Raw genomic sequence first — 16,847 nt, 5'->3', positions numbered from 1 at the left:
GTGCACGCCATCTTATTCATCGTATTCCTGCCGCTGCTCGCGGCCGCGGTCGCGGGGCTGGGTAACAAGGCGATCGGCTTCGTGCCGGCTAAGGTCATCACGACCGGCGCGCTGTTCGTATCGTGCCTGCTGTCGTGGCCGATCTTCCTCGGCTTCCTCGCGGGGACCAGCACGGCGCAGGTCGTGCCGGTGCTCACCTGGATCGTCAGCGGCGACATGGCGGTCGATTGGTCGCTGCGCGTCGACCAGCTGACCGCGATCATGCTGGTGGTCATCACCAGCGTGTCGGCGCTCGTTCACCTCTATAGCTGGGGCTATATGAGCGAGGATCCGGACCAGCCGCGCTTCTTCGCCTATCTGTCGCTGTTTACCTTCGCGATGCTGATGCTGGTGACCGCGGACACGCTGGTCCAGATGTTCTTCGGGTGGGAAGGCGTGGGCCTCGCCTCATACCTCCTGATCGGCTTCTGGTTCCGCAAGCCGTCGGCCAATGCGGCCGCGATCAAGGCGTTCGTCGTCAACCGCGTCGGCGATCTGGGCTTCATGCTCGGCATCTTCGGCACCTTCCTGGTGTTCGGCACCGTCTCGATCCCGGCGATCCTCGCCGCGGCACCGAACATGGCGGGCTCGACGATCGGCTTCCTGTGGTTCCGTGCCGACACGATGACCGTGCTCTGCCTGCTGCTGTTCGTCGGCGCGATGGGTAAGTCGGCGCAGCTCGGCCTGCACACCTGGTTGCCGGACGCGATGGAGGGCCCGACCCCGGTGTCGGCGCTGATCCACGCCGCGACGATGGTCACCGCGGGAGTCTTCATGGTGTGCCGCCTGTCGCCGATGTTCGAAATGTCGCCGACCGCGCTGCATTTCGTCACCTTCATCGGTGCCGCGACCTGCCTGTTCGCCGCGACCGTCGGCATGGTGCAGACCGACATCAAGCGCGTCATCGCCTATTCGACCTGTTCGCAGCTCGGCTACATGTTCTTCGCCGCGGGCGTCGGCGCTTATGGTGCGGCGATGTTCCACCTGTTCACCCACGCCTTCTTCAAGGCGCTGCTGTTCCTGGGGGCCGGGTCGGTCATCCACGCGATGCACCACGAGCAGGACATGCGCTATTACGGCGGCCTGCGGAAAAGCATCCCGCTGACCTTCTGGGGCATGATGATGGGCACGCTGGCGATCACCGGCGTCGGCCTGCCCGCGGTGTTCGGCAATCCGCTCGGGATCGGTTTCGCAGGCTTCCATTCGAAGGATGCGATCATCGAGGCAAGCTGGGCGGCCGGCGAGCCGGGTGTTTGGTTCGTCGGTGTGCTCGTCGCGCTGATCACCAGCTTCTATTCGTGGCGCCTGATGTTCCTTACCTTCTGGGGCAAGCCGCGTTGGGCCGCATCGGAGCATATCCAGCACGCGCTCCACGACGCGCACGGCCACGGCCATGACGATCACGCCCACGGTCATGACGCCCATGCGCATGACACGCATCACACCGATGAGGCGCACGGCAACCCGGCGCAGGCCGAGGACGCGGGCGACCATCCCTCGACGCACGGGCCGGCGCAGCACGATCTGCCGGCGGGGACGGGTGGCTATCACCCGCACGAAAGCCCGCTGCCGATGCTGATCCCGCTGATCGTCCTGTCGATCGGTGCGATCGCGGCTGGCTTCGTCTTCCACGGCTATTTCATCGAGCCGAGTGCGGGGGAAAGCTTCTGGAAGGGCGACATCGCGTTCCGCGAACATCTGATGCACGCGATGCACGAGGTGCCGACCTGGGTGAAGCTGTCGGCGACGGTGGCGATGCTGACCGGGCTGTTCACCGCATGGTACGCCTATATCAAGGCGCCGACCTTCCCCGCCGCGGTGGCGGAGCAGTTCCGCGTCCTGTACCGCTTCCTCACCCACAAATATTATTTCGACGAGCTGTATAACCTGCTCTTCGTCCGCCCCGCCTTCGCGATCGGCCGCTTCCTGTGGCATCGCGGTGACGAAAAGACGATCGATCGCTTCGGGCCGAACGGCTCGGCGTGGATCGTCGAGCGGTCCAGCCGCATCGCCGGCCGGCTCCAGAACGGATATGTCTATACCTATGCCTTCGTCATGCTGATCGGTCTGACCGCCGTCGTCACCTGGGCGATCGCACAATGAGCGGCTTCCCCATCCTGACGATCATGCTGTTGATCCCCGCGCTCGCGGCGATCGCCTGCCTGTTCGTCCCCGCCGCAACCGCGCGGATGGTCGCACTGGGCGCGACTTTTGCCGACTTTGCGCTGGGCATCTTGCTCTGGGCGAACTTCGACATCGGCGGAGCGCAGTGGCAGTTCGTCGAGCACGGCCCGCGCCTCGGCTTCTTCGCCTGGGACCTCGGCATCGATGGCTTCGCGCTGATGCTGATCATGCTCAGCGTCTTCCTGATGCCGATCTGCATCGGGGCGAGCTGGCGGTCGGTGACGAACCGCGTGCCGGAATATATGGCCGCGTTCCTGCTCACCGAAACGCTGATGATCGGCACGTTCGCGGCGCAGGACCTGTTCCTGTTCTACCTGTTCTTCGAAGCCGGCCTGATCCCGATGTATCTGATCATCGGCATCTGGGGCGGCGTGAACCGCATCTACGCGTCGTATAAGTTCTTCCTCTATACGCTGCTCGGCTCGCTGCTGATGCTGATCGCGATGCTGTACATGGTGCAGACCGCGGGTACGTCCAGCATCCCGGCGCTGCAGACCTTCGACTTCCCGGCGCATGTGCAGACGTGGCTGTGGCTCGCCTTCTTCGCCTCGTTCGCGGTGAAGATGCCGATGTGGCCGGTCCACACCTGGCTGCCCGACGCGCACGTGCAGGCGCCGACCGCGGGGTCGGTGATCCTGGCGGGCGTGCTGCTGAAGCTCGGCGGATACGGCTTCCTGCGCTTCAGCCTGCCGATGTTCCCCGAGGCGTCGGGCCAGCTCACCTGGCTGATCTTCGGCCTGTCGGCGGTCGCGGTGATCTACACCAGCCTCGTCGCGCTGGTGCAGTCCGACATGAAGAAGCTGATCGCCTATTCGTCGGTCGCGCACATGGCGATCGTGACCATCGGCCTGTTCGCCTTCAACCGGCAGGGCATCGAAGGCGCGATGATCATGATGCTCAGCCACGGCTTGGTGTCGGGCGCGCTGTTCCTGTGCGTCGGCGTCATCTACGATCGCCTGCACACGCGTGAGATCAGCCGCTACGGCGGTCTGGCGATCAACATGCCGCGCTACGCCCTGTTCTTCCTGTTCTTCACCATGGCGTCGATCGGTCTGCCGGGGACGAGCGGCTTCGTCGCCGAATTCCTGTCGCTGATGGGCACGTATCAGGTGTCGACGTGGATCGCGCTGCTCTGCACGACCAGCATCATCCTCGGCGCCGCGTACATGCTCTATCTCTACCGTCGTATCGCCTTTGGCGAGATCAAGTCGGACGAGGTTCGCGCGATGGAAGACCTGTCGCATCGTGAGCTTTGGCTGCTGGCCCCGATCGCCGCGGTGGCGCTGTGGATGGGCGTCTATCCGGAAAGCTTCATGGCGCCGATGCGGAAGGACGTTGCCGTCCTGCTGACCCGCGTCGATCGGGCAGCGCCGCCGTCCGATTCCAAGCCGGCCGCCGGCAAGCCCGCCGCGACCACTCCTGCCGCGGCGCACGCCGCCGCTGCCCACGGAACCACGCACTGATGGATTACGCCGCCAATCTCGCCATGACGCTGCCCGAGGTGATCCTCGGCGTCGGCGCCATCGTCCTGATGCTGGTCGCCGCCTGGGGTGGGCCGTCGTCGACCCGCGCGGTGTCCTGGGCTGCCGTTGCGATCCTGGCCGGTGCGTGCGTCGCGCTGATGGGGCCTGCGGGCTCGGGCGGTAGTGCGTTCGACGGGCTGTACCGCGCCGACGCCTTCGCCGCGTTCGCCAAGGTGCTGATCTTCGTCGCCGCCGCCGTTGGTATCCTGATGGCGCCTGACTTTTTCCAGCGCACCAGCGGCGACGATCTGCGTCCCGAATATCCCGTGCTCATCCTGCTGTCTGCGGCCGGCATGGGCATGATGGTATCGGCGAGCGACCTGCTGACGCTGTATGTCGGCCTCGAATTGCAGAGCCTGTCGGCCTATGTGCTGGCGAGCTTCATGCGCCGCGACACGCGTTCGGCGGAAGCGGGCCTCAAATATTTCATCCTCGGCGCGCTGGCGAGCGGCATCCTGCTCTACGGCATCAGCCTGGTCTATGGCTTCTCGGGCACGACGCTGTTCGGCGGGATTGCCGCGGCCTATGCCGGCACGAAGTCGCTGGGCCTGCTGTTCGGGCTGGTGTTCGTCTTTGCCGGCATCGCCTTCAAAATTTCCGCCGTGCCGTTCCACATGTGGACGCCGGACGTGTACGAAGGCGCGCCGACGCCGGTGACCGCCTTCTTCGCTTCGGCGCCGAAGGTCGCGGCGATGGGCCTCGCCGTCCGCGTCGCTGTCGAGGCGATGGGGCCGGCGACCGACCAGTGGCGTCAGATCGTCATCTTTGCCGCGCTCGCCTCGATCATCCTCGGCGCGGTCGCCGCGATCGGCCAGAGCAACATCAAGCGCCTGCTCGCCTATTCATCGATCAACAACGTCGGGTTCGCGCTGGTCGGCCTTGCGGCGGGTACGCCGGAGGGCGTGGCGGGCGTGCTGACCTACATGACGATCTACATCGCCATGACGCTGGGCTCGTTCCTCATCGTCCTGCAGATGCGTGACGATGCGGGGCATCCGGTGGAGAGCATCACCTCGCTGTCGGGGATGTCGCGGACCCGTCCGGGCCTCGCCGCGGCGCTTGCGATCTTCATGTTCAGCCTCGCCGGCATTCCGCCGCTGTTCGGCTTCTATGCCAAGTTCGCGGTGTTCGACGCGGCGGTGAAGGCCGGACTGTTCCCGCTCGCGGTGATCGGTATCGCGGCGTCGACGATCGGCGCCTATTATTACCTCCGCGTCGTGAAGACGATGTACTTCGACGAACCGGCACCGGCGTTCGTTAAGGGCAACAGCCCCGTCGAGGGCGGCCTGATCGTGCTGACGGCTGCCTTCGTGTCGCCGCTCGGCTATCTCGCGATCCCGCTGCTCGGTGGCTGGACGATGGCCGCAGCTCGCGCATTGTTCCCCGGCGTTTGACCATCCGCTTCATATCAGAAACGGGATCAACCAACGCCGATATGCTCCTCCTCGCCGCGCAGGGGGCGGAGGAGGGGCTGTGGCTCCGCGCAGAGCGGCAGACGGCGGGGCGCGGCCGGCTGGGACGGGCATGGAGCGCTCCGCCGGGTAATTTCTCGGGATCGACGCTGGTCCGTCTCCGGGCCAGCGATCCACCGCCCGCGACGCTGGCGCTGACGGCTGCCGTTGCTCTCCACGATGCCTTGGGCGTTTTTCTTACGCCATCCGGAACGGCTTGGCTCAAATGGCCGAACGACGTCGTCATCGCTGGTGCGAAGCTATCAGGCATTCTGCTGGAGCGGAGCGGCGATGCGGTGGTCATCGGCATCGGCGTCAATCTGGCGCATCATCCCGACCTCTCCGATCGCCCGACGACGAGCCTTGCCGCGCATGGCGTCAGCGTCGATCCGGCGACCTTTGCCGAAGTGCTCTCCGAAGCGTTCGCGCGATGGCTTGCGCGCTGGCGTGGCGAGGGGATCGCAGCCATTCGCTCGGCATGGCTTGCGGCGGCGCATCCGCTCGGCACGCCGCTCACCGCCCGTCTGCCCGATGGAAGCGCGGTCGACGGCCTGTTCGACGGCTTGGATGCCGACGGCGCGCTGATCCTGCGCTTGGCGTCGGGTGCCCGGCATGTCATTCATGCCGGCGACGTTTTTCTGCTGTGAAGGAGTGAGGATGCTGCTCGCCGTCGATGCCGGCAACACCAATGTCGTGTTTGCGCTGGTGGACATGAGCGAGGCCGGTGGCCGCACGATCAAGGCGCGCTGGCGCATCGCCACCGATCCGCGGCGGACCGCGGACGAATATGCCGTATGGCTGAGCCAGCTGCTTGCGCTGGAAGGCTATGACCGGTCGCAGATCGACGGCGTCATCATCGCGACCGTCGTACCCCGCGCCCTCCACAATTTGCAGGTACTCAGCAGCAAGTATTTCGGGTCGGAAGCGCTGATCGCCGGCCGGGCGCCGGTGGAATGGGGGATCGCGCTGGATGTCGACGAGCCGCAGAATTTGGGCGCGGACCGCGCGGTCAACACCATCGCGGCACATGCGCTGCATCCAGGTGACCTGATCGTCATCGATTTCGGCACCGCGACGACCTTCGACGTCAGCGACTATAGCGGCGCCTATAAGGGCGGCATCATCGCGCCGGGTATCAACCTGTCGCTGGATGCGCTGGTCAGCGCCGCGGCCAAACTGCCGCGCATCGCGATCGAAGCGCCGGCGAACGGCAGCGTCATCGGCCGCAATACCGTCGATCAGATGACGATCGGCGTGTATTTCGGGTATATCGCAATGATCGAGGGACTGGTCGCACGCATGAAGGCGGAGATCGGCCGCCCCGCCAAGGTGATCGCCACCGGCGGTCTCGCAACCTTGTTCGAACAACATACCGACGTCTTCGACGTCATCGAGCCGGACCTGACCATCCAGGGGCTGGCGATCATGTACCAAAACGCCCATATCGGCTGAGACGCGCTCGCGCCATTCACCGGCCTGCGGGCGCTACGCAATTCACGAAAGACATCAATGACTCCCAAAACCAACGAACTTCTCTTCTGCGCCCTGGGCGGCTCGGGCGAGATCGGCATGAACGTCAATCTCTATGGCCACGCCGGCAAGTGGCTGATGGTCGACCTGGGCGTGACCTTCGCCGATGCCGCATATCCCGGCATCGATATCGTCCTGCCCGACCTGTCCTTCATCGAGGATCGCCTGAACGATCTCGTCGGTATCGTCCTGACGCACGGGCATGAAGACCACATCGGCGCACTGCCCTATCTCGCAGAAGACTTGGGTGTGCCGCTGTATGCGACGCCGTTCACGGCCGGCCTGATCCGCGGCAAGCTGGAGGAAGAGGGCAACGCCCATCGCGTCAAGCTGCGCGTGATCCAGCCGGGCAAGAGCGGCGTCGCGGGCGCGCAGATCGGCCCCTTCGGCGTCAGCTTCATCGAGCTGTCGCACTCGATCCCCGAACCCAACGCGCTGGTGATCGAAACCAAGGCGGGCCGCGTGTTCCACACCGGCGATTGGAAGCTCGATCCCACGCCGGTGATCGGAAAGCCGACCAGCCCCGAACGGCTGACCCAGATCGGCGATGCCGGCGTCGACGTGCTGGTCTGTGATTCGACCAACGTCTTCAACGCGGAAGCATCCGGTTCCGAAGCATCGGTGCGTCGCGGCCTGGCGGAGCAGATCGCGCGCGCGAAGGGGCGGGTGCTTGTCACCACCTTCGCGTCCAATGCGGCACGCCTCCACACTTTGGGGCAGGTCGCGCGGGAGACGGGGCGTAAGCTGTGCGTCACTGGCCGCTCGCTCGACCGGATACTGAAGGTCGCGCAGGCGACGGGCTATCTGACCGATTTCCCTGAGACGGTGGATCCCGACACCGCGATGCGGCTGCCGAAGAACAAGGTGCTGATCGTCGCCACGGGCGGCCAGGGTGAGCCTCGCGCGGCGCTGGCACGGGTCGCCGATGGCTCGCACACGATTAAGCTCGACCTGGGCGACACGGTGATCTTCTCGTCGAAGCAGATTCCCGGCAACGAAGTCGCGATCGGCAAGATCCAGAACACGCTGGCGTCCAAAGGCGTGGTGATGATCACCGAGCGCCAGGCGCACGTCCACGTCTCGGGCCACCCCGGTCGGCCGGAACTGGCACAGATGTACAAGTGGATTCGTCCGCAGACGTTGGTGCCGGTCCATGGCGAGATGCGTCACATGATGGAGCATGCCCGCTTCGCGCTGAGCGAGGGCGTGCCGCAGTCGATCGTGCAGAGCGATGGCGACGTCATTCGGCTGCTGCCCGGCAAGCCCGAGAAGATTGGCAATGCCGGTGTCGGCCGCCTGGTGCTCGACGGTGACGTGATCCTGCCCGCGGATGGATCGACGATCAACGAACGCCGCAAGCTGGCGATCAACGGCCAGATTTCGGTTGCGGTCGCGATCGGCAAGGATGGGCGGCTGCTCGGCCGGCCGCAGGTGCGCGTTCAGGGCGTGCCGGTCGAAGAGGATCGCGCGGCTTTTATCGAAGATGCCGCCGAGGCCGCTGCCGAAGCGTTGAAGGGCCAGCGGCGCGAACTCGATCGACGCCGCGAGGACGTCCGGCTCGCGGTGCGGCGCATCGCGACCCGCTGGACGGGCAAGAAGCCGATCGTCGATGTGCTGATCATCGAGGCCTGATCCCATGCGCTGGACGTCGATGCTTGCGATCTACGTCCTGTTCTGGGCGTTCTCGGTGTTCCTCGTATTGCCCTGGGGCGTGCGCACGACCCATGAAGTGGGGGGTGAGCACGTCGCGGGTCAGGCGGAAAGTGCGCCGCACGAATTTCGCCTCGGCCGTCTCGCGGTCCGCGTAACCATCGTGGCGACGATCCTGTTCGGCCTGTTCATTGCCAATTACGAATTCGGCTGGGTCACGCCGCAGATGCTCGACCTGTTCGATCGCGAGGCCGTCTACAATCGCAGCTAGGCGCGATCGGCCTGACTTGATTGTCATGTTCGTGTCAGGTTCGCGCAAGTCGTTGCCTGATAGGCTTTTGCCGCCGCCACAGAGGGTGGTGACTGACGAAAGGCCCGATCGGTGTACGACAGGCACGGCCAAGCGCTCGATTTGCTCGAACGCGCGCTCCACCTGATGGATGAAGAAGGGCGGCCGCTGGTCGCAGCGCGCATCGCCGCCGCGATCGACGATCTGCTACGCGACCCGAAGGTCCGCGAGCAACACCCGAACTGACGCCCTAGCGCAGCCGTTCGATCGCCTGCGCGAGTGCGACGTACAGTTTGCCCATGTCCGACGACAGCAAGGTCACGCTGAGCGGCGAGCCGTCCCGCTGTGCAAGGATCGTCCGGAGCATCCCCTCGAAATCGTGGATGTAGCGATTGACCGACTCCCGGAACCGGGCGTCGTCGTCGTACAGCCGTGCGATATCGCGGGCGTCACCCGGTTCCAGCACGCGCACCGCACGGCGGGTGAAGACCCCGCGATCGCCCTTCAGATAGGCGGCCCAGGCGCTGTCGGACACTTCGGGCGCAAATGCCTTCGTGATGTCGATCGCTGCCGAATTGAGCGATTCGATCAGCAGCGAGGCGCGGCGAGCGAATGTATCGCGCTCCGCCTCTTCGCGCTCGGTGCGGGCATCCTCGAGCCGCGTCTCGACCAGCGCCGTCTGATCGAGGATCTGCTGAACCTGCGCGGATAGCCGTTCGGTCGCGCGGGTGGCGGCGTCGACGGCATGCCCCGTCGCATCGGCGATCGCCCGCACCTGCCGTTCGACCGTGTCGCCGGTGGCGCGGCGCATCGCCTCGGCGCTCGCTTCCTCCATCTGGCTGGCCGCATCGGGAATGACGCTCGCCAGCGTCTCGCGCGCCTTGTCCGCCGCGACGGACGCGGTGTCGCGGACGCGGAGCAGCGCGTCGACGAGCCGCGGGGCTGCCTCTTCGGCGAAGCGATGCGTGCGATCGATCGTTTCGTCGACCATCATGCCGAGCGCGTCGGCCTTGGCGCGGCCGTCGTTGAGCGTCTGGAGCAGGGTGCCCGACAGGCGATCGAGCGTCGTCGTCTGTTCGGCGATGACGCCCGCGATCGCCTCGATCGCATCATGCGTGCTTTCAGCAGCGGTCACGAGCGCGAGCAGCTCCGGCTTCGCGGCGACGACGACCTGCTTGCTGGAGGCGATGCGCGAATCGAGTCGCGCGAGCGCTTCGGGCAGCGTCTCGTCGATCTCGCGCGCCGCGGCGTCGAGCGCGATGAGCAGCGATTCGGTGGTGCCGATGGTTCGCGTCGCCATCGCTTCGCCGGTGCGCAACGCTTCGGTCATCGCATCCGCCGAGCCACCCAGCGCGCTGATCGACGCCGCGAGCAACTGCGAGCGGTCGACTCCCTGTGCGTGCAACGTATCCAGCCGCGCCTCGACCCGCTCGATCCCGGCGTCGAGCCCGGCGAGCAGCGATTCGCTGGCCCCGCGCTGGTCGTGCAGGCGCAGCGTCACGCGGTCGATGACGTCTTCGACGGCAGCGATCCGTTCGCCCAGAGCGTCTGCGCTCTGGCGCGCGGCGGTGTCGAGCGCAGCCTGGTTGGCGCGCAGCATCGCCAGCATCGCCTCGCCCTGCGCGGCGATGCCCTTGCGCGCCTCGTCCACGGCATCGGCCGTGCGGCCGAGCAGCGCGTCGACCGCGTCGGACATGTCGCCCGTGACCGATTCGAGCCGCGCGCCCGCGGTTTCGCTGGTCGCCTCCATACGGGCAATATGCGCGGCGAGCTTCTGCGCGGCGCCGCCGGCAACGAGGTCCGCCTCCCGGCCCCGATCAGCCAGCGCGGCGAGCTTCGCCTCCAACGCCGCGGCATGTTCGCCGGCGGCCAGGCCGGTGTCGTCGAGCAGCCGGCCGGCCTCCGCCACCTCGGCCTGCGCACGCGGCAGCGAGGCGAGGAGGACGCCGAGGTGCGTCTGCGCCTCGGCTACGGCTTCGGACAGCGCGCGGGCGTGCGCATCGGCCTGGCCGATCTCCAGCGCCATGCCGCGTCCGACGGCCGCCAGCCGTTCGTTGGCGCCATCGCCCATCGCCATCAGCGTGGTGACCTGGTCGGCGAGCTGGCGGCGGTTGGCGTCGAGCGATCGGGAGACGGCCGCGACCGTCCGTTCCAGACTGGCGGCCTCGGCACGCATCGCCTGGGCGGTGCTGCGGAATCGGGTCGCCTCGCGCCGGCTGGTGCGCATGGCGAGCAGATAGACGATGCCGATGAGGGCGGGGATCACCGCCAGCGCGGCGATATATTGGGCGAGGGGGACGGGCAGCAGGAACGGAAGCTGGTCACGGGCGAGCCAGAGCATGCCGCCGATCCAGGCGACGGAGGCGGTGATCGCCAGCGTCGGCGCCAGCCACGTCGCGCGGCGCGGCTCGACCTCGACCTCGACCGCCTCGGTCCAGGCGAGCGGTTCGCCGCCGTGATAGTCGCCGTGGCCACCCATCGATTCGGGCGTAGGCGGTTCCAGCTCGTACCGGCCCAGGGCATCGTCGGTGGCTGCGGCTTCCGCCCGCATGTCGATAATCATGGAACCCCCGTTCGTGTCCGCCGGGCTTAACCATGTTCGGCACCGTCATAAAGCGAAACTGCAACACTTGATTAAGTGGTGGTGCGCTAAGCGGCCTCTCATGGCGTATGATCCCGGAGCGATCGACGCGGCGCTGGCCGCCGCAGTGGGTGACGAACCCGGGTTGATCGCCGAATTGCGGCTGGCCTTTACCGAAAGCGCCGAACGGGCGCTGGCGGCGATGGACGCGGCGACGACCCGCGACCAATGGCGTGACGCGGCCTCGCGATTGAAGGGGCTGGCGGCGAGCTTCGGGGCAGTCCGGCTGATGGCCCTCGCCGCACAGGCGGCCGACGGTGCGCGCGATACGGCTATCCTCGGCAAGCTACGTCGATCGGTGATGCGCCTTTAGCCGCAATCCGCCCTAGGCAGGGGGAAGATGACCCCTTAACAGCGCCAGATGCTCGCCGGCCTTCTCTTCGCCATGCACGACGCGGACGATCGGCCCAATATGCTGACCGCGACGCTGCCATTCGGTGGCGTGACGCTGATCGAATATCAGGCGCGGCTGCTGATCGCCGCTGGCGCATCGCAGATCATCATCGTCGTTGCCCGGCTGACGCCTGAATTGCTGGGTGCGATCAATCGGATAGGTAAACGTGGCATCGCGGTCGACACGGTGCGGACCGCCGCCGAGGCGGCAGAGACCTTGCACCCGCTGGCCCGCGTGCTGATGCTGGCCGATGGGCTGACCACGACCGGCGATACGCTCGCCGTACTGGCACGGGAAGGCGGCGATGCGCTGCTTGTCGTGCCGGAGGATCAGGTGGGGCCGGGCTATGAGCGGCTGGGCGGTGGCATGGTCTGGGCCGGGGTTGCCCGGCTGGAATCGCGTCGCCTAGCCGAGCTGGCGGCGATGCCACGCGACTATGACGTGCCTTCGACCCTTGTCCGCCTCGCGTCGCAGGCCCGGGCAACACATATCCTGCTGCCGCAAGAGGCGGTCCGCGCAAGCCATGGCGTCGGTCATTCCGCGCAGGCGCTCGACGCGCGAAGCCGGCGCGCGATGGCGGCGATGGTGTCGTCGCGTAGTGGGTGGTTCGAACGCTATGTGACTGCCCCGCTCGCCCGGTCGGTCATTCCGTTGCTGGTGCCGCGGACGGTGCCCGTCGCCGCCGTGGCAGCCGCCGGCGGCGTTTTGGGGCTGCTCGGTACGACGCTGACCGCGTTCGGGCACGATGTGTCGGGGTTGCTGTTGGCCTTGGTAGGCACGCTGGGCCTGTCGCTCGGTGCGATCCTCGCCGATCTGCGAGACGAATCGGGCAGCGCGACATGGCTGGCTCGGGCCGCCGCGATCCTGCCGGCCCTGGCGGTGTTGGCCTATGGCCATGATGCGACCCAATTATCCGTCGATGGCAGCGAGCAGATGCTGGCGATCGCCGGTGTCGTGCTTGCGGGCCTTGGCGAGCGTGCGCTGGGGCCGGCGCCGCGCGCCATGTGGTGGGGCAGTCCACCGGCGTATCTGCTGCTTGTCTGGATCGGGGCGCTCCTGTCGTCGCCCATTCTGGGACTGGGGTTTGCAGCGACCTACGCCGCCGCAACATTGGCCGCTGGAATCGAGCGATTGCGGACCCTTGCATAACGCTGTCTTAATGATGGAAGCGTAGGCAACCACATCATGGCGGTCGGAACGGATCAGGCGGAGCGGGATGCGCTCGCCACGCGCATCGGCGCTGCGACCCGTCTCGCGGCGCGCGCCGACGCACGCCTGACCGGTGCGATCGACGATTTCTTCGTGGCCGAGGATTCGCGGCTGGATGAGCGGACGCGCGTGGCGCTGGGGCGTATGCTTGCCGCGGTGGTGCAGGGCGTCGAGACGGACATCCGCCGTCACGCGGCCCGCGTGCTCGCAGGGCAGGGCGCCGATACGCAGGCCGAACAGCTGCTGAAAGGGCATGAGGACGTGGTGCGACGCCTGTCGCGTGCGGGCCTGCTGCGCGATCGCGGTCTGATGGACGAACTGATCGCGCAGGTGCGATGCGACCGAATCGCTGCCGCTCTGCCGTCGCAGGCGGGTGCGCCCGATCAGCCGAGCCTGCTCGTCCGCCTGGCGGAGGTCGACGACGGCGTCGTCGCCGCCGCGGCAAGGGCGTCGATGACCGCGGAGGCTCGCCGCCGCGCCGCGGTGGAGCAGGGCGGCGCGATGGCCGGCCTGCTGCCCGCTGAGCGGCATCATCAGCTGGTTTGGTGGGTCGCGGCCTCGATTCGCGAAGGTCGCATCGCGGTATCGGGCGAGGATGCCGCCGTCGATCGTGCGATCGTCGAGGCAGCGCAGCGCAGCCTTGCCGCGCATGACGAGGGCCAGCGGGTCGAAGCATTGGCGGTCCGCTTGGCGAGTGCGATCGATGCGCGGGCGCACGAACTCGGCGACCTGCTGGTCGAAGCCCTTGGTGATCGCCGCCTGATCCTGTTTATCGCAATCCTCGGCCGCGCCGTCGATCTCGACTTCACCGGCGCGCGCGCAATCGTGCTGGAGCCTGAGGGCGACCGGCTTTGGCTGGCGCTGCGGGCGGCGGCGCTCGATCGCCCGACTATCGCGCGGATCGCGCTGGCACTCGCCGACGCCGATCCACGGCGCGACATCGATATCTTTGCCGAGGAACTCGACGCCATTGCCGCCGTTCCAGTCGAGGCTGCGCGATCGGCGCTGGCTCCGCTGACGCTGCACCATGACTTGCGTCTCGCGATCGATGCTTTGGCGCGAGAGGCTGGACGATGAGGCTGGACGGTATTCCCGACGTTCCCGTCAGCCATGCGATGATCGATGGCGACGGACGGCTAGTCGCGGCCGACCCGGCTCTGCTTGCGCTCAACGAAGCAGCCGGCGGCACGATGGGTGCCGCACTCGCAGTGCCACAACTGGCGACGGTGGCGCGTCTCGCGCGGCGGCTCGGCATTCTCGTGTCGCGCGGCGTCGTGGTCGCCGATGGTGATACCGACCTCGACCTGTGGGTACGTGCCCAACCGGATGGCGATGGGGTACGCATGGCCGTTAGTGGCTGGCGTGAGATACGGGCGCGGCCGGTCGTCGCAGCACCCTCGGCCCGATTGGTCGAATCGGACGATCTCGCTTGGGATACGGATGGCGGGCTTCGGCTGACGTTCGTGCCGATCGATGCGGCGCGGCGGCTGGGGTTCGACGCCCTGTCGCTGCTCGGGCAGCCGCTGACCGCGTTGTTCACGCTCGACTCCGATGGCGACGGTGCGCTCCCGATCCTCGAGGCGGTGGCGCGTCAGCGGCCGCTCGAGCGCCAGCGTGCGCGTGTGCGCGGCGGCGACGTCCGCGTCCTGCTGACCGCGCAGGTGCGCCGTGACCCCTCGGGGCAATTTGCCGGTCTGTCCGGCATCGCGCGGGCTGAGGAAGAGGCGCCAGCACCTGCCGCCCCGTCGCCGATCGCGCCGGCCTTTACCGAAGGGCTCGACAAGGCGCTGCGCACGCCGCTTGCCCGGATCATCGCGCACGCCGACACGATCCATGCCGAGGCCGAGGGGCCGGTGCAGCGCGACTATGCCGATTATGCGTCGGACATCGCCAATGCCGGGCGGCATCTGCTCGGACTGGTCGACGATCTGGTGGATCTGCAGGCGATCGAGCGGCCCGATTTTGCGCTGGAAACCGATTCGATCGATCTCGCCGACGTCGCGCGCCGCGCGGCGGGGCTGCTCTCCGTCCGCGCCAGCAACGCGGGCGTCGCGATCGCGCGGCCGCTGCCCGAACTGCGTATGCCGGCGCAGGGCGATTTTCGCCGTGCGTTGCAGATCATGGTCAATCTCGTCGGCAATGCCGTGCGCTACTCGCCGGAGGGTGGCGTAGTGAGCGTCACCGCGCTGCGCACCGGTAGCATGGCAGAGGCGGTGGTCGCCGATCAGGGCAAGGGCATCGCGATTGAGGATCAGGCGCGCATTTTCGAGAAGTTCGAACGCGTCGATCCGACCGAGGCGGGCGGCAATGGCCTGGGCCTCTATATCGCACGGCGTCTGGCGCGGGCGATGGGCGGCGATCTCACGGTAGAAAGTGCGCCCGGTGAGGGCGCGCGGTTCACGCTCAGCCTCCCGGTCTGAGCGGGGCCCCTAAGCGTTCTGCAGGGCGTCAGCGTCGGATGCGGCGTGCGACCAGGATCAAGAGCAATCCGCCGACTGCGAGCGCGGCACCACGGTCCGCCCATGGCCGCTGGTCGAGCATGAAGCTCTCCTGCGGCCAATGGACGTAGCCGAGGCCCTGGCCGACCCACAGTAACCCGACCAGCGTCAGCATGACGCCGATCGAGATGAGGACCGGCCGGGCGCGGCGCATCAGCGCTGCTCGACCGGAACGTACGACCGCTGCGTCGGGCCGGTGTACAGCTGACGCGGACGGCCGATCTTCTGGTCGGGATCGGTGATCATCTCGTTCCACTGCGCGACCCAGCCGACGGTGCGGGCGAGCGCGAACAGCACGGTGAACATCTCGGTCGGGAAGCCGATCGCCGACAGGATGACGCCCGAATAGAAGTCGACGTTCGGGAACAGCTTCTTCTCGATGAAGTAATCGTCCGACAGCGCGAGCTCTTCCAGCCGCAGCGCGGTGTCGAACAGCGGATCGTTGACCTTCAGTGCGTCGAAGACCTCACGCACGGTCTTCTGCATCACCGTCGCGCGCGGATCGTAGTTCTTATAGACCCGGTGACCGAAGCCCATCAGGCGGAACGGATCGTTCTTGTCCTTGGCGCGCGCGATGAATTCGGGGATACGCTCGGGCGTGCCGATCTCGCGCAGCATGTTGAGCGCAGCTTCGTTCGCGCCGCCATGCGCCGGACCCCAGAGGCAGGCGATGCCCGCCGCGATGCACGCGAACGGGTTTGCGCCCGACGAACCCGCCAGACGAACGGTCGAGGTCGAGGCGTTCTGCTCGTGATCGGCGTGCAGGATGAAGATGCGGTCCATCGCCTTTTCGACGGCCGGGTTCACTTCATACGGCTCGGCCGGAACGCCGAAGGTCATGCGTAGGAAGTTGCCGGTGTAGGACAGCGAATTGTCCGGGTACAGGAAGGGCTGGCCCACGCTGTACTTGTACGCCATCGCCGCGATCGTCGGGATCTTGGCGATCAGGCGGTGCGAGGCGATGGTGCGCTGCACCGGATCGTGGATGTCGGTCGAATCGTGGTAGAAGGCCGACAACGCACCGACGACGCCGCACATGATCGCCATCGGGTGCGCATCGCGGCGGAAGCCACGGAAGAACGCGGCCAGCTGCTCATGCACCATGGTGTGGCGCGTGATCGTGTTGGTGAAGCCCGTCAGCTCATCCGCCGAGGGCAGCTCGCCGTTCAGCAGCAGATAGGCGACTTCCATGAAGCTCGACTGTTCGGCGAGTTCGCCGATCGGATAGCCGCGATGCAGCAAGACGCCTTCGTCGCCGTCGATATAGGTCAGCTTCGACTGGCACGACGCCGTCGAGGTGAACCCCGGATCGTAGGTGAAGTCCCCGGTCTGCGCGTAGAACTTGCGGATGTCGACGACGTCCGGTCCGACAGTGCCGGACATGACCGGGTAGTCGAAATCCTTGCCGTTCACGGATACCTTTGCGGCTTCGGTCATCT

General features: G+C 66.9%; 15 protein-coding genes. 12 read left to right on the top strand and 3 right to left on the bottom strand.

All coding sequences use genetic code 11. The features are described 5' to 3' along the window. The 8 genes from nuoL (at position 1) to A7E77_RS17840 (ending at position 8,912) form a co-directional block, all read left to right on the top strand. On the top strand, positions 1–2,142 hold the full coding sequence (gene nuoL, locus A7E77_RS01110; RefSeq protein WP_063685306.1) for an NADH-quinone oxidoreductase subunit L: 2,142 nt from the start codon (positions 1–3) through the stop codon (positions 2,140–2,142). Then, positions 2,139–3,686 (top strand): NADH-quinone oxidoreductase subunit M, encoded by a 1,548-nt coding sequence (locus A7E77_RS01105; protein ID WP_063685304.1) that lies wholly within the window; start codon positions 2,139–2,141, stop codon positions 3,684–3,686. Before nuoL ends, A7E77_RS01105 begins: the two co-directional genes overlap by 4 nt. Further along, positions 3,686–5,140 carry an NADH-quinone oxidoreductase subunit NuoN gene (gene nuoN / locus A7E77_RS01100; protein ID WP_063685302.1) on the top strand — a complete coding sequence of 485 codons (1,455 nt, stop codon included), beginning with the start codon at positions 3,686–3,688 and terminating at the stop codon, positions 5,138–5,140. The genes A7E77_RS01105 and nuoN overlap by 1 nt, the downstream gene beginning before the upstream one ends. Positions 5,141–5,181: 41 nt before the next feature. Further along, positions 5,182–5,844, top strand: a complete 663-nt coding sequence (locus A7E77_RS01095; protein WP_063685300.1) for a biotin--[acetyl-CoA-carboxylase] ligase — start codon at positions 5,182–5,184, stop codon at positions 5,842–5,844. Between the two features lie 10 nt (positions 5,845–5,854). Beyond that, positions 5,855–6,649: a type III pantothenate kinase gene (locus A7E77_RS01090; protein WP_063685298.1), complete on the top strand. Its 795-nt coding sequence runs from the start codon at positions 5,855–5,857 to the stop codon at positions 6,647–6,649. Positions 6,650–6,706: 57 nt separating this feature from the next. Beyond that, positions 6,707–8,359 carry a ribonuclease J gene (locus tag A7E77_RS01085; protein WP_063685296.1) on the top strand — a complete coding sequence of 551 codons (1,653 nt, stop codon included), beginning with the start codon at positions 6,707–6,709 and terminating at the stop codon, positions 8,357–8,359. A 4-nt stretch (positions 8,360–8,363) separates the two neighbouring features. Next, positions 8,364–8,648, top strand: coding sequence for a DUF1467 family protein (locus A7E77_RS01080; RefSeq protein WP_017979165.1), 285 nt, complete (start codon positions 8,364–8,366; stop codon positions 8,646–8,648). Positions 8,649–8,759: 111 nt separating this feature from the next. Then, the gene (locus tag A7E77_RS17840) at positions 8,760–8,912 is read left to right on the top strand and encodes a hypothetical protein (protein WP_017979164.1); all 153 of its coding nucleotides are present in this window, start codon (positions 8,760–8,762) and stop codon (positions 8,910–8,912) included. Positions 8,913–8,916: 4 nt separating this feature from the next. On the opposite strand, the gene A7E77_RS01075 is transcribed toward A7E77_RS17840, so the two are convergent. Then, entirely contained in the window at positions 8,917–11,229 is a 2,313-nt protein-coding gene (locus A7E77_RS01075) for a hypothetical protein (protein WP_063685294.1), read from the bottom strand. Between the two features lie 100 nt (positions 11,230–11,329). On the opposite strand from A7E77_RS01075, the gene A7E77_RS01070 reads away from it, so the two are divergent. From A7E77_RS01070 to A7E77_RS01055, 4 genes are read left to right on the top strand one after another with little or no spacing between them, the layout of a single operon-like run. Further along, positions 11,330–11,620: an Hpt domain-containing protein gene (locus A7E77_RS01070; protein ID WP_017979162.1), complete on the top strand. Its 291-nt coding sequence runs from the start codon at positions 11,330–11,332 to the stop codon at positions 11,618–11,620. A gap of 48 nt (positions 11,621–11,668) precedes the next feature. After that, positions 11,669–12,850, top strand: coding sequence for a hypothetical protein (locus tag A7E77_RS01065; protein WP_063685292.1), 1,182 nt, complete (start codon positions 11,669–11,671; stop codon positions 12,848–12,850). Positions 12,851–12,886: 36 nt separating this feature from the next. Continuing rightward, on the top strand, positions 12,887–13,987 hold the full coding sequence (locus A7E77_RS01060; protein WP_063685290.1) for a hypothetical protein: 1,101 nt from the start codon (positions 12,887–12,889) through the stop codon (positions 13,985–13,987). Next, positions 13,984–15,330, top strand: a complete 1,347-nt coding sequence (locus tag A7E77_RS01055; RefSeq protein ID WP_063685288.1) for a sensor histidine kinase — start codon at positions 13,984–13,986, stop codon at positions 15,328–15,330. Before A7E77_RS01060 ends, A7E77_RS01055 begins: the two co-directional genes overlap by 4 nt. A gap of 28 nt (positions 15,331–15,358) precedes the next feature. Here the strand turns inward: A7E77_RS01055 and A7E77_RS01050 are convergent, their stop codons facing one another. After that, a complete protein-coding gene (locus A7E77_RS01050; protein WP_017979158.1) occupies positions 15,359–15,562 on the bottom strand; it encodes a hypothetical protein in 204 nt (67 codons plus the stop codon). Continuing rightward, positions 15,562–16,845: a citrate synthase gene (locus tag A7E77_RS01045; protein ID WP_017979157.1), complete on the bottom strand. Its 1,284-nt coding sequence runs from the start codon at positions 16,843–16,845 to the stop codon at positions 15,562–15,564. The genes A7E77_RS01050 and A7E77_RS01045 overlap by 1 nt, the downstream gene beginning before the upstream one ends. Positions 16,846–16,847: the final 2 nt, after the last annotated feature.

Source organism: Sphingomonas sp. NIC1, assembly GCF_001638925.1.
Lineage (GTDB): Bacteria > Pseudomonadota > Alphaproteobacteria > Sphingomonadales > Sphingomonadaceae > Sphingomonas > Sphingomonas aquatilis.
This window is presented reverse-complemented; position numbering and strand designations above follow the sequence as displayed.

What these genes read in the sequence shown, in the direction of transcription:
- A7E77_RS01105 (WP_063685304.1), top strand. Translation starts at nt 2,139, where the DNA reads ATGAGCGGCTTCCCCATCCTGACGATCATGCTGTTGATCCCCGCGCTC.
- nuoN (WP_063685302.1), top strand. Translation starts at nt 3,686, where the DNA reads ATGGATTACGCCGCCAATCTCGCCATGACGCTGCCCGAGGTGATCCTC.
- A7E77_RS01095 (WP_063685300.1), top strand. Translation starts at nt 5,182, where the DNA reads ATGCTCCTCCTCGCCGCGCAGGGGGCGGAGGAGGGGCTGTGGCTCCGC.
- A7E77_RS01090 (WP_063685298.1), top strand. Translation starts at nt 5,855, where the DNA reads ATGCTGCTCGCCGTCGATGCCGGCAACACCAATGTCGTGTTTGCGCTG.
- A7E77_RS01085 (WP_063685296.1), top strand. Translation starts at nt 6,707, where the DNA reads ATGACTCCCAAAACCAACGAACTTCTCTTCTGCGCCCTGGGCGGCTCG.
- A7E77_RS01080 (WP_017979165.1), top strand. Translation starts at nt 8,364, where the DNA reads ATGCGCTGGACGTCGATGCTTGCGATCTACGTCCTGTTCTGGGCGTTC.
- A7E77_RS01075 (WP_063685294.1), bottom strand. Translation starts at nt 11,229, where the DNA reads ATGATTATCGACATGCGGGCGGAAGCCGCAGCCACCGACGATGCCCTG.
- A7E77_RS01070 (WP_017979162.1), top strand. Translation starts at nt 11,330, where the DNA reads ATGGCGTATGATCCCGGAGCGATCGACGCGGCGCTGGCCGCCGCAGTG.
- A7E77_RS01065 (WP_063685292.1), top strand. Translation starts at nt 11,669, where the DNA reads ATGCTCGCCGGCCTTCTCTTCGCCATGCACGACGCGGACGATCGGCCC.
- A7E77_RS01060 (WP_063685290.1), top strand. Translation starts at nt 12,887, where the DNA reads ATGGCGGTCGGAACGGATCAGGCGGAGCGGGATGCGCTCGCCACGCGC.
- A7E77_RS01055 (WP_063685288.1), top strand. Translation starts at nt 13,984, where the DNA reads ATGAGGCTGGACGGTATTCCCGACGTTCCCGTCAGCCATGCGATGATC.
- A7E77_RS01050 (WP_017979158.1), bottom strand. Translation starts at nt 15,562, where the DNA reads ATGCGCCGCGCCCGGCCGGTCCTCATCTCGATCGGCGTCATGCTGACG.
- A7E77_RS01045 (WP_017979157.1), bottom strand. Translation starts at nt 16,845, where the DNA reads ATGACCGAAGCCGCAAAGGTATCCGTGAACGGCAAGGATTTCGACTAC.